The sequence below is a fragment of the Nonlabens ulvanivorans genome, assembly GCF_032922765.1.
Lineage (GTDB): Bacteria > Bacteroidota > Bacteroidia > Flavobacteriales > Flavobacteriaceae > Nonlabens > Nonlabens ulvanivorans.
In genome coordinates this window covers 875,260-890,188 of record NZ_CP136694.1, presented here as the reverse complement: position 1 = coordinate 890,188, position 14,929 = coordinate 875,260, and the positions used below count along the sequence as shown (strand labels likewise).

17 protein-coding genes are annotated in these 14,929 nt (G+C 34.8%); 5 read left to right on the top strand and 12 right to left on the bottom strand.

Annotated elements, in window-relative coordinates; genetic code table 11:
- The first annotated feature begins 39 nt into the window (after positions 1-39).
- Positions 40-585 (top strand): acyl-CoA thioesterase, encoded by a 546-nt coding sequence (locus tag R1T42_RS04095; protein ID WP_036578930.1) that lies wholly within the window; start codon positions 40-42, stop codon positions 583-585.
- 49 nt (positions 586-634) lie between these two features.
- On the opposite strand, the gene R1T42_RS04090 is transcribed toward R1T42_RS04095, so the two are convergent.
- Positions 635-1,972, bottom strand: coding sequence for an aspartate kinase (locus R1T42_RS04090; RefSeq protein ID WP_317291403.1), 1,338 nt, complete (start codon positions 1,970-1,972; stop codon positions 635-637).
- A 100-nt stretch (positions 1,973-2,072) separates the two neighbouring features.
- Between R1T42_RS04090 and R1T42_RS04085 the strand changes: the two genes are divergently transcribed.
- Positions 2,073-2,723 carry a hypothetical protein gene (locus R1T42_RS04085; protein WP_317291402.1) on the top strand — a complete coding sequence of 217 codons (651 nt, stop codon included), beginning with the start codon at positions 2,073-2,075 and terminating at the stop codon, positions 2,721-2,723.
- Between the two features lie 93 nt (positions 2,724-2,816).
- Here the strand turns inward: R1T42_RS04085 and R1T42_RS04080 are convergent, their stop codons facing one another.
- Genes R1T42_RS04080 through R1T42_RS04070 form a run of 3 tightly spaced genes read right to left on the bottom strand, consistent with a single transcriptional unit; the run spans position 2,817 to position 4,876 of the window.
- Positions 2,817-3,659, bottom strand: coding sequence for a DUF5777 family beta-barrel protein (locus tag R1T42_RS04080; RefSeq protein ID WP_042297303.1), 843 nt, complete (start codon positions 3,657-3,659; stop codon positions 2,817-2,819).
- Positions 3,660-3,716: 57 nt separating this feature from the next.
- On the bottom strand, positions 3,717-4,487 hold the full coding sequence (locus R1T42_RS04075; protein ID WP_317291401.1) for a choice-of-anchor V domain-containing protein: 771 nt from the start codon (positions 4,485-4,487) through the stop codon (positions 3,717-3,719).
- Positions 4,488-4,498: 11 nt separating this feature from the next.
- The gene (locus R1T42_RS04070) at positions 4,499-4,876 is read right to left on the bottom strand and encodes a tetratricopeptide repeat protein (protein ID WP_042249664.1); all 378 of its coding nucleotides are present in this window, start codon (positions 4,874-4,876) and stop codon (positions 4,499-4,501) included.
- Positions 4,877-4,951: 75 nt separating this feature from the next.
- Between R1T42_RS04070 and R1T42_RS04065 the strand changes: the two genes are divergently transcribed.
- Both R1T42_RS04065 and R1T42_RS04060 read left to right on the top strand, forming a co-directional pair.
- Entirely contained in the window at positions 4,952-5,308 is a 357-nt protein-coding gene (locus R1T42_RS04065) for a hypothetical protein (protein ID WP_235183301.1), read from the top strand.
- Between the two features lies 1 nt (position 5,309).
- On the top strand, positions 5,310-5,867 hold the full coding sequence (locus R1T42_RS04060) for a YceI family protein (RefSeq protein WP_317291400.1): 558 nt from the start codon (positions 5,310-5,312) through the stop codon (positions 5,865-5,867).
- 73 nt (positions 5,868-5,940) lie between these two features.
- On the opposite strand, the gene R1T42_RS04055 is transcribed toward R1T42_RS04060, so the two are convergent.
- From R1T42_RS04055 to rpmH, 4 genes are all read right to left on the bottom strand, one after another.
- The gene (locus tag R1T42_RS04055) at positions 5,941-7,467 is read right to left on the bottom strand and encodes a serine hydrolase (protein WP_317291399.1); all 1,527 of its coding nucleotides are present in this window, start codon (positions 7,465-7,467) and stop codon (positions 5,941-5,943) included.
- 93 nt (positions 7,468-7,560) lie between these two features.
- Positions 7,561-7,917, bottom strand: coding sequence for a hypothetical protein (locus tag R1T42_RS04050; RefSeq protein WP_317291398.1), 357 nt, complete (start codon positions 7,915-7,917; stop codon positions 7,561-7,563).
- A gap of 78 nt (positions 7,918-7,995) precedes the next feature.
- Positions 7,996-10,848 carry a carbamoyl-phosphate synthase large subunit gene (gene carB, locus R1T42_RS04045; RefSeq protein WP_036578944.1) on the bottom strand — a complete coding sequence of 951 codons (2,853 nt, stop codon included), beginning with the start codon at positions 10,846-10,848 and terminating at the stop codon, positions 7,996-7,998.
- 196 nt (positions 10,849-11,044) lie between these two features.
- Positions 11,045-11,209 carry a 50S ribosomal protein L34 gene (gene rpmH / locus R1T42_RS04040; RefSeq protein WP_042249657.1) on the bottom strand — a complete coding sequence of 55 codons (165 nt, stop codon included), beginning with the start codon at positions 11,207-11,209 and terminating at the stop codon, positions 11,045-11,047.
- Positions 11,210-11,452: 243 nt separating this feature from the next.
- On the opposite strand from rpmH, the gene R1T42_RS04035 reads away from it, so the two are divergent.
- The gene (locus R1T42_RS04035; protein ID WP_006795047.1) at positions 11,453-11,968 is read left to right on the top strand and encodes a tetratricopeptide repeat protein; all 516 of its coding nucleotides are present in this window, start codon (positions 11,453-11,455) and stop codon (positions 11,966-11,968) included.
- Between the two features lie 179 nt (positions 11,969-12,147).
- Here R1T42_RS04035 and R1T42_RS04030 read toward each other — a convergent pair whose 3' ends face one another.
- Genes R1T42_RS04030 through pyrR form a run of 4 tightly spaced genes read right to left on the bottom strand, consistent with a single transcriptional unit; the run spans position 12,148 to position 14,888 of the window.
- Positions 12,148-13,053 (bottom strand): ribonuclease Z, encoded by a 906-nt coding sequence (locus R1T42_RS04030; RefSeq protein WP_317291397.1) that lies wholly within the window; start codon positions 13,051-13,053, stop codon positions 12,148-12,150.
- Between the two features lie 29 nt (positions 13,054-13,082).
- A complete protein-coding gene (locus R1T42_RS04025) occupies positions 13,083-13,415 on the bottom strand; it encodes a hypothetical protein (protein WP_042294381.1) in 333 nt (110 codons plus the stop codon).
- The gene (locus tag R1T42_RS04020) at positions 13,408-14,343 is read right to left on the bottom strand and encodes an aspartate carbamoyltransferase catalytic subunit (RefSeq protein ID WP_006795044.1); all 936 of its coding nucleotides are present in this window, start codon (positions 14,341-14,343) and stop codon (positions 13,408-13,410) included. The genes R1T42_RS04025 and R1T42_RS04020 overlap by 8 nt, the downstream gene beginning before the upstream one ends.
- Positions 14,343-14,888, bottom strand: coding sequence for a bifunctional pyr operon transcriptional regulator/uracil phosphoribosyltransferase PyrR (pyrR, locus tag R1T42_RS04015; RefSeq protein WP_006795043.1), 546 nt, complete (start codon positions 14,886-14,888; stop codon positions 14,343-14,345). The genes R1T42_RS04020 and pyrR overlap by 1 nt, the downstream gene beginning before the upstream one ends.
- Positions 14,889-14,929 lie beyond the last annotated feature (41 nt).

Sequence of the window (14,929 nt, the reverse complement as noted above, 5' to 3'; positions counted from 1 at the left end):
TCCGCTTTCGCGAAAGCGTGAACCATAAACATATCCACTATGAAAGACCTTTTCAAATCGCCTGAGCAATCTAGAGTGATGCTTTCCTTATTGATGTTACCATCGCATGCCAACTTTTCAGGAAAGATTCACGGTGGTTATGTCCTATCATTAATTGACCAGATTGCGTTTGCATGTGCCTCTAAACACAGTGGTGTATATTGTGTAACAGCTAGTGTGGATGTGGTGGACTTTAAGGCGCCTATAGAAGTAGGAGAAATGGTGACGTTGAAAGCGTCAGTAAATTATGTAGGTAAATCATCTATGGTCGTAGGGATACGAGTAGATGCAGAAAATATTCAAACTGGTGAATCTAAACATTGTAATTCTTCATTTCTAACTATGGTTGCAAAAGATGAAGAAGGGAATACAGTCGCCGTTCCTGGTCTTAAAATAAGTAATGAAACTCATGTACGTCGATTTGCAAGAGCGATTAAAAGAAAGCAAATTAAAAAGAAAAGCGCCCTTGAAATTGCACAGGCAAATTTCTCAGACGCTAGTTATAAGGAAGAATTAAAGAATTATAATGTTCAAATATCTCTTTAAAAGAATAGCTACTTAATTACTATTTTTCAAGTATTCTTCTTTTAAGTAATTAATAAGCAACAGCTTTTTCCTGTTGTAATTCAAACACATAGCCCTGTAATTTTTGTAAAGTATTTAATTTTTGATCTGTATTGATCAATAATGATATATTATTATTACTACCTCCATAAGAGATCATGCGCACAGGTACATCTTGTAATACTTGAAATAAATGTGGAGTGTCTTGATGATAAATAATATTATTACCTACCAGACATACGATACTCATACCTTGATCTACATCTACACTAGCTACCTTCTCTAGTTCTTCTACTATAGCATCTAGATGTAATGGGTTATCTATGGTAAGAGAAACAGCTATTTCTGAAGTGGTGATCATATCGATAGAAGTCTCGTATTTCTCAAAAATTTCAAATACTTTTTTAAGAAATCCATGCGCCTGTAACATTCTTGCAGATTTTATCTTAATAGCATAAATACCGTCTTTTGCCGCGATAGCCTTGATTCCTTCTCCATGGACATGATGTGTTATTAAAGTACCATAAGAATCTGGAGACATGGTATTTTTTAAACGTACAGGAATATTGAGATCTTTTACAGGTATAACCGTTTGAGGATGTAAAATTTTAGCACCGAAATAAGCAAGCTCTGCCGCTTCATCAAAAGATATATTTGAAATAGCGGTCGTGTTTTCTACAAAACGAGGATCATTATTATGAAAGCCATCAATGTCTGTCCATATTTGCACTTCGTCTGCCTCTATGGCTGCTCCCACTATAGAAGCTGTATAATCACTACCACCACGTTGTAGGTTAGATACATTTCCCTGAACATCTAGACATATAAAACCTTGAGTAATATAAATATCTGCCTCACTATTTTCATTTAAAATTCTATTCAGGTTTTGTTTTATGTAAAAAGTATCTGGCTCGTCATTATTATCGATGCGCATAAAATCTAAGGCAGGTAATAATGCAGCGTTTATACCTTCTTGCTTTAAAAATCTACTGAATAGAAAGGTAGACAATAGTTCTCCTTGAGCAACAATTTGATTATAAATCAATGTGGTATGATCTAAATCTACAAGCTCTATTAAGCCTGTAAAAACCTTATTGACGTATTCTTGAGATTCGTTAATAAGCGCACTATCGTTTAACAATTGCTCTATAGTATTTTGATAACTACTAGCCAGTCGTTTTATAAGTACAAATGCAGAATCCCTTTCTTTTAAACGTATTTGTTCAGATATTTCAACCAAAGCATTTGTAGTACCAGACATGGCAGATAGCACCACCACTTTCTTAGTACCATCATTAATGATATTTTTCACATGAGTCATGTTCTCTACAGAACCTACTGAAGTACCACCAAATTTTAGAACTAGCATTTTATTTAATTTTAGGCAAAAATACATCTAGTCCTAACCTAATATAAAAAATATAACAAAATTAGTTTAATTTTACACAAGCTGTTAAATAATTAACAATATGAAAACTGTAGCAGATTGTGTAGAAGAAATTTTAGTCACTCAACCATTTCTAGAAGAAGCATTATCTAGACGCATCATTAATTTCTCTGCCCTAGCAGAAGAGTTACAAGAACCTATAAGTGTTATGCATAGAAAACCAGTAAAAACTGGTGCCATTATGATGGCATTGAGACGTTACAATCCGCCCAAAGATTTGAGGCATTCTAATAACTTAAAGTCTATTTTAAAAAATCTAGGTGATATAACGGTACGATCTAATCTTGTGGATTTTACTTTTAAAAATTCGAGCACTTTATTCTTAAGTCATAGTAAGATTTTAGAATCAATAAACACAACTATTTTTTATGGATTTTCTAAAGGGATTCATGAAAGTAACCTAGTTATATCCATGAGTGAGAAAGAAAAAATACAAACTCAATTTGCCAATGAAATTATGACCAGCACACAAGACAATTTAAGCGCCATAAGTATCGCATTACCAGAAAACAATACCCAAGTCCCAGGATTATATTATCAAATATTTAAACGTTTTGCTTGGGAAGGCATCTCGTTGCATGAGGTTATTTCTACCACAAACGAGTTCAGTGTACTTGTAGAAAACGATACGGTAGATAAGGCTTTTTCGGCAATTAAAAAGTTAGGACATTAATGATTTAATCATATTAAAATAAGTCACCATGTTATAGTATTTTGTTGACTATTAAGCTTTGGGAAAAGTGAAAAACAACAATAATTACTTTTTTTAAAATACACGTACGAGATTAAAGCCAAAGAAAAACCTACCATCAGTCCAATCTCCAGTTCCCTGACTTAAAAAGCCATTAGTTAACATAGGTTGAGAATTTGTAAAATGTAATTGGAAAACATGGCCACCAGTCTCTAGATCAAACCCAATACTCAATGGGTTAACAAAAGGACTACCATCTGCCCTATTTAAATGATATCCATAGTCTGCATTAATAGACCATCGATTAGTCAATTTATAGCGTGCACCTAACCCTAGAGCATATTGCGTATTGTCTTGAGGATCATAACTCACAAAATTTTCATGAAAAAGTGTTGGGCTAATTTGAGCAGATAATTTCTTAGATATCTTACGAGCAATAATCACTTGCGCTGTATAGCCCAGTCTATTTTCAAATTCAATTTTAGGCAACACTTCTTTATCTAATCCCGTATTAATATCAACAGCTGTAAAAGCAGATATACTGAAAGGAAAACCCGTTGTTTCTTGTTCTTTGAGTTTAAATTTACTGGCTAATTGATATGTTTTATTAAAAGAACTACGGCTGGCTTCTATATGCATCCAGTCTGTTAAGCCATATACAAATTGAAAACGAGTCACTGCTTGGTCCAATCCAAATAGATCATCAAAACCATTCTCTACACTACCAAAACGATGTGAAATGATTAATTGAAATTCATTTTTTGCAACTAGTTTTGTCGTTTCAAAATTGACCACTTTAAGAGATTTCCAGGTAGATGTGACGGTAGTACTTTGATCTGGCTCAAGTCCATCTAGTAAATCATCTTGAGCATAGAAAAGAATAGGAAGTAAATAGAAAAGGTAGGTTAGGTTTTTCATAACTGTAAAAAGCCGCTTTTTATCAACTAAAAAGCGGCTCGGATTAAAGGGAAAGAATTATTTTTTTATAAATCGCTCTGTTGTAACAGCGCCATTTACAGTAACATTTGCTAGATAAATACCAGATTTTAAATTAGAAACATCCAGCTGATTTTCTTGAATTAAATTCACATGCTTAATAAGTGAACCATTCATATTATATATTTCTAACTGACCTTGGTCTAATTGGTTAAGATCGATATTTAAGACTTCATCAGCTTCGGTAGGATACATGTTAAAACTAGTAATCGATAAATCTATATCATTAGAAAGAACTTGCATAGAATTACCTGAAACCATTTGATCTCCACTATTTCCAGAAGCATTATTAGCTTGTATGGTAGCATAATGAAAAGTTACTGGTCCAACGCTCATATTAGGTGCTCTCCATGAAAAAGTCCATGTAGAACTATTGGTGGCTGAATGGGTTAATCCATCTGTAGTACCACCATTACGCAATTGACTACCTGTACCAGCAGTCCAGTTCCCTACTTTCACACCATTTTGATCTTCGGCGGTGATATTAAAACCAAATTTATTAACGGATGATCCATTTATAGCTAAGGTTAAATTATAGGTAGTACCTGCAGTATAACTCGTGGGCACACCAGTTAATACAGGTGTTCCACCATGGTTTGCGCCTGGTGCATGACAAGAGGTACAGTTTGCGTTTGAATCTCCTGGTGATCCAGAAAAGTTACCACCTTGACCACTTGTGAATCCTACTAAAACCAGCAGCGCTATTGGTAGTGCAGTTAATAGACTGTAAAAAGAGTATTTTTTTTTCATAGCTTTTTAATTTAGTTCGTCAGTATTGCTTGATCGATTTTTACTTCTTCAAGAAGTTCATCATAACCTAAGCATCTACCTTTAATTATTATTAATTGGTTTTCTTTTAGTTTTTGATCAGCAACCATTTCAATAAAAATTTGCTCATCTAGTATAATAGTATTCTTTTCTACATTAGTTACTTTACCTTTTACTTCTATAATTTGATCTAAAGCTCTTTGATCATTTTGTAAATCTTGATCTGTAAATAACTCTATTAATACTTGAGATGTAAAAGAGGCTGATGATTTACTTTGCTCAACATCAACATGATCTTGATACAAATAATTATATCCGATAATGGCGATAAAACCAATTAATAAAAACCCAAAAAGTAATTTTTTAATCATTTATTGAAACAAATATTGTTTAAATTTATAACAATTAAATCACAAGAGTATATATTTAGCTCAAAATTTAACTGCATGAAATACAATCTGTTATACATTATTCCCGCTTTTATCCTTATTTCTTGTACAAATACAAGCACAGATGATCTTACAGATAATGAGCCTATTACAGAACTAGTAACCTACAATATGGATATAGCACCTATCATACAAAATCAATGTACTCAGTGCCATAATACAACAAGTCCTTCTGGTGGATTAGTATTAGAAAACTATGACGATGTACGTATGAGTACAGAGACTGGCTCATTAATTGATAGAATTACAAGAAACATAGGTGATCCATTGATCATGCCTCAGAATGGTCAGTTACCACCTACCAGTATAAACCTGATCACACAGTGGCAAACTGATGGTTATTTAGAAAATTAATATGAAAATTATATGTCTTGCTTTTTTAGCCTTAGTTAGTATATCATCTATAAGCTCAACACAAACAGATCGATATCAAACTAGAACTGGATCCATAAGCTTTGAAGCATCTGTACCTACATTTGAGCCTATACGAGCAGTAAATAAGAGTACCACAGTCGTATTAGATATGAAAACGGGTAATATCGCTGCACTTGCTCTAGTAAAAGGATTTAGATTTCCTATTGCCTTAATGCAAGAACACTTTAATGAAAACTATATAGAAAGTGATGATTACCCTAAAGCCGTTCTTAAAGGAACTCTTTCAAACTTTGACGCTAATGGATTTTTACAAAACACTTCAACAACATTTATTCTTAACGGAACTCTTGAATTACATGGACAGAAAAAAATGATTTCTATTCCCGTTCTTCTAAGTCAATCTGGTGAAAACATACAGTTAGAATCTAATTTTAATTTGAAACCAGCTGATTTCAATATTGAAATCCCATCTGTGGTTTCTAATAAAATAGCACAAGAGGTTCAGATATCAGTAAAGGCGATTTTAAACAAAAAGTAAATACTATCGGTTTAAAAAAAGGACTAGCAAACATTTGATGGCAAGTCCTTTTTAAATTCTAATTTAATGATGATTACTCTACTTTTTTAGCATTCATTTCATAAAAGAAAAAGTCATCGTTAGGTACATCAAATGAAATTCCTGTAACGGTACCATAGGCGTCCTTCTCAAAGGTTACAGTTCCAAAAGAATACCAAGCTTGCGGCTCGTCCCAATTGATTTCATAAGAATCATAATTAAAATGAGTTAGACGGCTATTCAATAGCGGCGTGTGTTCCCATTCTAATACAAGATCTTGTCCTTCTTGCTTTACATAAAAGTTTCCATAAATATCAGCATGATAAGTTCCTACTATTTCAGATCTTTCTAAAATAGGCTGCGTTCCTTTTATTTGTTTTTCTTTACGATCTGCAATTCGAGTATCTGATTTTTTCCAGTTGTCATAACCTTCTAGCATCTCAGTACTCCAGTCTTTCTTATCTCTACTTAAAAAACGATCAAAAACAGCATATGCAATAGCATTAGTAGGCGCTTTAGGACCATTAGTTAATACTACTACTCCTAGCTTTTCATCAGGCAACATTTGTACTGTAGAAATCATTCCATCATATCCACCACCATGTCGTACTCTGAAGTGACCATGATAATCTCCCAAAAACCATCCCAGACCATATCCTGCATACTGAGAACCAGTACTGTTTCTCTTAACCTGATTAACACCAAAACTGTTATGCAAGTTCCACATATTATTTCTGTTTTGAACACTAAATAAAGTATCGTTTGACGCAGTGACGCCATGATTCATATTAGTAATCATCCATTTACTCATGTCGTGAACACTAGAAATAATTCCACCAGTAGATTGAACATTGTCCCACGCTACCCATGGAATGACATAATTCTCATTTTTATCATTCATTGCGTGTGGACTAGCAACGTTTTTATTATTACCAAAATCTTGAACACTAACCACCGTATCATCCATACCTACAGGATTCAATAAGCGTTCGGTCACATTTTCTTTAAAAGACTTTCCAGTAATTTTTTCTATTAAATCACCGGCAGTGATAAACATTAAATTGGAATAACCATATCCGTCTCTGAATTCATAAGCCTGTGGTACAAACTTAATACGACGTACCACTTCTTCTGTACTTAGCTCAGACTTATACCATATTCCATCACCAGAAAAAGTTCCCAATCCAACGTTATGACTTAATAAATCTTCAACTGTTATCATACTACTTATAGTAGGATCATAAACTTCAAAATATGGTAAATGACGCTGCACTTTATCATCCCAATTCAACTTTCCTTCTTCTACTAATTGAGCGATGATAGCCGCTGTAAATGCTTTTGTATTACTAGCTATAGCATATAAGGTATGCTCGTCCGGTGATTTGCGCTTGCCTACTTCCATGACTCCATATCCTTTCTCAAAAACAATCTCACCATCTTTGACAATACCTACGCTCACACCAGGAATTCCCCAATCTTTAACTGTTTTTGATATGTAGGTATCAAGTTCTTGTAAGTCTACATCTTGCGCAATAGACGTGGATACTGTCAATAAAAACAGTAGAATGAATAGTTTTTTCATTTCAATAAATTTAATGTGATAGAAAGATAGTGGTTGTTATGCTTTCGCGAAAGCGTAACCTAAAAAAGCCTCCTAAATATAGAAAGCCACATGTTAAGATTTTAAACTAAACATAGAGTTATTAGCTTTAAGTCTATTGATGAGTCTCTTTTTACGAGGATAAGTCATCCACATACCGATAACGCCAAAAAATAATAATCCTAATACATTATTTGTTTTGTTTTGTTCTCTGTTGGGCGCCATATTGAGGACATACCATATGGCATATGCTTTAATAGGTAGGCCTAAAACCAATATATGATAAATTTTCAATTCGAAATTAGTAGAAAAAAAGTCTTTTAAATATATGTCCCAAACGGCAAACACCAAGTACACTAAACTGTAAAGAACAATTAAAATTCTCAGGTTTCTAGCGTGCTTTAAAACTTTATATATATATTCTTTTTCCATAATCTCTAACAATTATTCTAAAATAAAAAACCTTGCTTCATGAAGCAAGGTTTTTAAAATTGTTTAAGAATCTAGTATTTATTTACTCAAGTACATTCTTCTACGAGCATACAGTTCATAAAAGTCATCATCCTTTAAACTGTCTATAAATAAGATACTTTCACCGGTAGACTTCATCTCTGGTCCTAAACGTTTATCAACATTAGGGAACTTATTAAAAGAGAAAACAGGTTGTTTAATTGCATATCCATCTAGTTGAGGATTGAAATCAAAATCTGTTACTTTATTGTGCCCTAACATGACCTTAGTAGCATAATTTACATAAGGCTCACCATAAGCTTTTGCGATAAAAGGAACCGTACGTGAAGCACGTGGATTAGCCTCAATGATGTAAACTTTATCATCTTTAATAGCAAACTGTATATTGATTAAACCTACAGTGTCCAGTGCTAGTGCAATCTTCTTAGTATGATCTTTAATTTGTTGCATGACTAAATCACCTAGAGTAAATGGTGGTAGCAATGCATTTGAATCTCCAGAATGCACTCCACAAGGTTCTATATGCTCCATGATACCTATGATGTAAACATTCTCACCATCACAAATCGCATCAGCCTCTGCCTCTATGGCACCATCTAGATAGTGATCTAGTAATAATACGTTATTAGGAATCTTGCGTAGAATGTCCACGACGTGCTCTTCTAGTTCTTCTTTATTAATAACGATTTTCATTCCTTGACCACCTAATACATAGGACGGTCTTACTAATATAGGAAAGTCTAATTGCTCTGCAGCTTGAAGTGCTTCAGCAGGTGTCGTCGCCGTTGCAAACTCTGGATAAGGAATATCGTTTTCTTGTAACATTTTTGAGAACAGACCACGATCCTCTGCTAGATCCAGTGCTTTATAACTCGTTCCCATAATTTTAATGCCGTATCGTTCTAACTTTTCTGCAAGCTTTAAGGCTGTCTGACCACCTAATTGAACAATAACACCTTCAGGCTTTTCATGACGTATAATATCATAAATATGCTCCCAGAATACTGGTTCAAAATACAACTTATCTGCTGTGTCAAAATCTGTAGAAACCGTCTCAGGATTACAGTTAATCATGATGGTTTCATAACCACATTCTTGTGCGGCATAAACACCATGCACACAACAGTAGTCAAACTCAATACCTTGCCCTATACGGTTAGGTCCTGAACCTAGTACGATTACTTTTTTCTTATCTGATACGATACTTTCATTTTCTGCATATCGTTTTCCATCTGCGGTTTCCATTTCTGCCTCAAAAGTCGAGTAATAATATGGTGTTTGCGCAGGAAACTCTGCCGCACAGGTATCAACTAGTTTATAAACACGGTTGATGTTTAATTCGTCACGCTTAGTGTATACTTCACTTTCTAAACAGCCCAGCATGTGTGCTATCTGACGATCTGCAAATCCTTTTTGTTTTGCTTCTAGAAGTAGCTTTCGTGAAAGCGTGTTGATATCAAACTTAGAGATTTCAATTTCTAGTGAGTGTAATTCTTCAAACTGCTTGAGGTACCACATATCGATTTTTGTGATCTCATGAATGCGCTCTAAAGAAATTCCCATCGCAATGGCATCGTATAGAGCAAATACTCTATCCCAGCTAGCGTGTGTTAGTTTGTCAATTACCTGGTTGTAATCTTTATAACCTTTACCATCTGCTCCTAGACCATTACGCTTAATTTCAAGCGATTGTGTTGCTTTGTGCAATGCTTCTTGAAAAGAACGTCCTATTCCCATCACTTCTCCTACAGACTTCATTTGTAAGCCTAAAGTGCGGTCAGAGCCTTCAAATTTGTCAAAATTCCATCGTGGTATTTTTACAATGACATAATCTAATGTAGGCTCAAAAAGAGCGCTAGTAGATTTTGTAATCTGGTTATCTAGTTCATCTAGTGTATAACCTATCGCTAGTTTTGCTGCAATTTTTGCAATAGGATAACCTGTTGCTTTTGATGCTAGTGCACTAGAACGGCTTACACGCGGATTGATCTCAATAGCGATGATTTCTTCTTTTTCATCTGGACTAACCGCAAATTGCACGTTACATCCACCAGCAAACGCACCGATACTGCGCATCATATGAATAGCCATATCACGCATTTTTTGATACGTGCGGTCTGATAGTGTCATGGCTGGTGCTACTGTAATAGAATCACCAGTATGGATTCCCATAGGATCCATATTTTCTATACTACAAATAATAACGACATTATCATTATCATCACGTAATAACTCTAGTTCATATTCTTTCCAACCTAGTAATGCTTTATCAATCATTACTTCATGGATAGGAGAAGCTTCTAAACCACGAGTTAATAACTCATCATAATCTTCTTCTTTATAAACGATGGCTGCACCAGCACCACCTAATGTAAATGAAGAACGTATACATAATGGGAAACCGAACTCTTGTGCAATCTCTTTACCTTTTAAGAATGAAGTAGCAGTAGCTTGTGGAGCCATCCCTACGCCTATCTTACCCATCAGGTTTCTAAATTGTTCACGATCTTCTGTAACATTAATAGCGTCTATATTAACACCTATTAAATCTACATTATGATCTTCCCAGATTCCTTTTTCTTGAGCTTCAATACACAAGTTAAGAGCGGTCTGACCACCCATAGTAGGTAATACCGCGTCTATTTGTGGATGTTCTTTTAAAATCTTGCGTATGGAATTAGTGTTTAATGGTAATAGATAAACATGATCTGCCATGCTAGGATCTGTCATGATCGTAGCTGGATTTGAATTGATCAAAATAGTTTCTATTCCGTCTTCTCTTAAGGAACGTAGGGCTTGTGTTCCAGAATAATCAAACTCACAGGCTTGACCTATAACAATAGGTCCACTTCCTATGATAAGTATGGATTTGAGATCGGTTCTTTTAGGCATGATAAAGGTGCTTTTTTAGGTGGCTTAAATATCGTTGATAAAAATCAGTTTTACTTATGGTTATGCTGTAAGATATGAGAAGTAATAAACAGGTTTTATACTAATTACTAAGATGTTACTCATTTCCCGACGAGACATAAAAAAAGGCGTTACTTCTATAAAAAGTAACGCCTTATATATATTAATTAGAGAATCATTATCTCTTGTGTCTTAATTCAGTAGATACAGATAGTTTCTTACGCCCTTTAGCTCTACGACGCGCAAGAACCTTACGACCGTTTGCAGAAGCCATACGCTCTCTGAAACCATGTTTGTTTCTTCTTTTTCTCTTTGACGGTTGGTATGTTCTTTTTTGTGCCATAGCTTATATTCTGTATGCTCTATATAGTAATGAGGTTTTAACCTCCATTTTTAATCGGGTGCAAATATAAGAAGTCTTTTTACTCGGACAATAGGTGATGTGATTTTTTTTGAAAAATTTTTGAAAATAAAATTCATGATTTTACCTTTCACTATACCTAAGGAATTATCAAAATCTCCAATCTTCAGATTCCCCAATTGCTCTTTAAATCTATATCTTTGCAATCTCAAATTAAAAACGACCATGTTTAACAAAAACATCAAAATCGTCATCGCTGTATTGATCGTAGCGTTTGCCGTATATCAATTTACTTTAAACGAAATCATGAATGGTATCTTCTTGATACTACTTGCTGGAATATTCATCTTCTTATATTTTAAAAATGAGATGATATTACTCGCTTTTTTAAAGCTTAGAAAACAAGATTTTCCTGGCGCTATGAAATGGCTAGAGAAGATTAAAGATCCTGAGGCTGCATTAGTTACTAAGCAACAAGGTTACTATAACTATTTGCAAGGCTTAATGATCTCACAAACAAACATGACCAAAGCAGAGAAGTATTTTAAGAAAGCTATAAGTCTAGGACTTAGTATGGATCAAGATCTTGCTGTAGCAAAACTTAATCTGGCAGGTATCGCTATGACCAAGCGTAGAAAACGTGAAGCTACTACCCTACTTACTGAGGCTAAAAAATTAGATAAGCACAACATGCTGGGTGATCAAATCAAAATGATGAAACAGCAAATGAAGAAAATTTAAGTTTATAACCTTAAATTTATAACAAAGCCTAATCTCGCGATTAGGCTTTGTTGCTTGGTCAAATTAATGACAATGCAATCAACATCAATTTATTTCAGCTTCTTCTTATCTAACAATGATAGAATTTCATAATGATCAGATTCCGAAATAAATTCGGAATGACTATTATTCATAAGCATTTAGAACTCAAATATCTTACCATCTGCTGCCAGTTCTACAGTTGGGAAAATTTCTTGCGCTTCTTTTCTAAACAACTCATAGTCGCCATAGCGTGTAGAATAGTGACCTAGTATAAGTGTTCCTACGTTTGCTTGTTTTGCTATATCTGCTGCTTGTGCTGCTGTACTGTGTTTAGTACGTTCACAAAGGTTCTCATGTGATTTTAAAAAAGTAGACTCGTGATATAACACTGTCGCATTTTTAATAATCGGTACAATATTTGGCTTGTACATCGTATCACTACAAAAAGCATAACTCTTTGCCGCTACAGGATTAAAAGTTAATAGATCGTTAGATATTACCTCACCACTCGCTAATTCAATATCGTGACCTTGTTTAACCTTGCGATAATAGGCTTGATCCACACCATATTCTTCACATGCTACAACATCTAATTTACGATCTAGCGGTTTCTCTTCAAACAGATAACCATTGGTATATACACGATGATCCAGCGGTATGGTGGTCACCGTTACCTTATCGTCTTCATAGATGAGTTGAGATTCTTTGGACTCGCTTTCGCGAAAGCGTAAATCAAAAGTAGTATAGCTCTTAGTAAGCTTAAGTTGTAACAGAATAATTTCTCTAATTCCTTTAGGACCATAAATGGTCAATGGCGTATCTCTACCTAGCAAACAAAAAGTGGATATCATACCAATCAATCCAAAGAAATGATCACCATGAAGGTGTGATATAAAGATGTTTTTAATGCGTGAAAACTTTACCCGACTAGTGCGCATCGCCATTTGAGTACCTTCACCACAATCTATTAAGAATAGATTACCTCTTATCTCAAGCACTTGAGATGTAGGTCGGGTTGATGCGGTAGGTGTTGCACTATGACAACCTAGAATGGTTAACTTCAATAGATAAGGTTATTTATAGACTTAGATGCTTAAAATCCTAAATCGCGTTCAATTTCTTCCATCTCAATCACGTCTTGGGCTTCTTGCAAAGTAGGCACAACCATTAATTCTTCAGGAATCTCGTCGATTGATAACGCGGCATTCACCATCACAAACGATTGTTTTGTAGATCTATGTTGATTACTTAAAGCAAGAAATTGTAATAAGTCTGCTAAAGTAGCGTCCGTATATTGTATCAAATCTACGATTACATTTTTACCTTCAAACTGATCAAATATAGTAGGTAAAAATTGAGCAAATCCACTGATGTCATCATACTCATCTCTCAGTAATATATAATTATCGTGCGTTTCACTAATCATTGCGTTGAATTTTTGAAGCAATTAAGTACAGTACAGCCATACGCACGGCTACACCATTTTCTACTTGATTTAATATTATAGCCTGGTCAGAATCTGCTACATCACTGGTAATCTCTACACCTCTATTTATAGGACCTGGATGCATGATGACTATCTTCTTTTTAAGACTATCCAGCAACTCTTTATTCACTCCATATTGTTGTACATACTCACGTACACTAGGGAAATAAGATATATCCATACGCTCATTTTGAACACGTAACATGTTTGCCACATCACACCATTCTAGTGCCTTGCGTAGATTATACTCTACCTTAACACCTAGCGAGGCTATATGCGTAGGGATTAAAGTGGCCGGACCACATACCATGACTTCGGCACCTAATTTTTGAAGACAGTAAATATTTGAAAGTGCGACACGACTGTGTAAAATATCACCTACGATTACAACCTTCTTACCTTCTAGCGTGCCTAGTTTTTCTCTTATACTATAAGAATCGAGTAAAGCCTGTGTAGGATGCTCATGGGCACCATCACCAGCGTTTACTATACGTGCATCTACATGTTTAGATAAAAACACACCTGCACCAGGATTAGGATGACGCATTACCACGATATCCACCTTCATGGCTAGAATATTATTAACAGTGTCGACCAGCGTTTCTCCTTTTTTTACAGAGCTTTGCGCTGCGCTAAAGTTGATGACATCAGCACTGAGACGTTTTTCTGCAAGTTCAAAGGATAGTTTAGTTCTGGTAGAGTTTTCAAAAAACAAATTAGCAATTGTGATGTCTCTAAGTGACGGTACCTTTTTAATAGGCCTATTAATCACTTCTTTAAACTGATCTGCAGTGGTATGAATAAGTTGGATATCCTCTTTAGTGAGGTCTTTTATTCCTAATAAATGGTCCACACTTAATTCACTCATTAGTTTTCATTTTTTAATAGGTAAACGGCATCTTCACCAGCATTTTCTGTCCACATTACTTTTACCTTTTGATCACCTATCGCATCTACTTGTCTACCATTATAATCTGGTTGAATAGGTAAATGCCTTGAGAACCTGCGATCGATAAGAGTTAATAACTCAATAGAAGCTGGTCTACCAAAGGACTGTAATGCAGTAAGTGCAGCTCTTATACTGCGACCAGTATAAAGTACATCATCTACTATAACGACCTTTTTACCTTCTACTAAAAATTGTATATCTGTAGAATTTGCCTTGAGTGGCTCTTCACCACGACGGAAATCATCTCTATAGAACGTAATATCTAGTAAACCTGTGTTTAACTCCTTAATACCATAATGCTCTTGTAGCATAACGGATAATCTATTTAATAAAAATCTACCTCTAGGTTGTAGACCTATAAGTGCTGTATTTTCAAAACGATTATGATTTTCAATTAATTGGCAAGCCAGTCTGTGAAGAATAATATCCAGTTCTTGCGCGTTGAGAAGTAATTTTTGACTCATTAATTGCTGCTGCTTAAAAGCAAAGATACACTTAAAAAGAA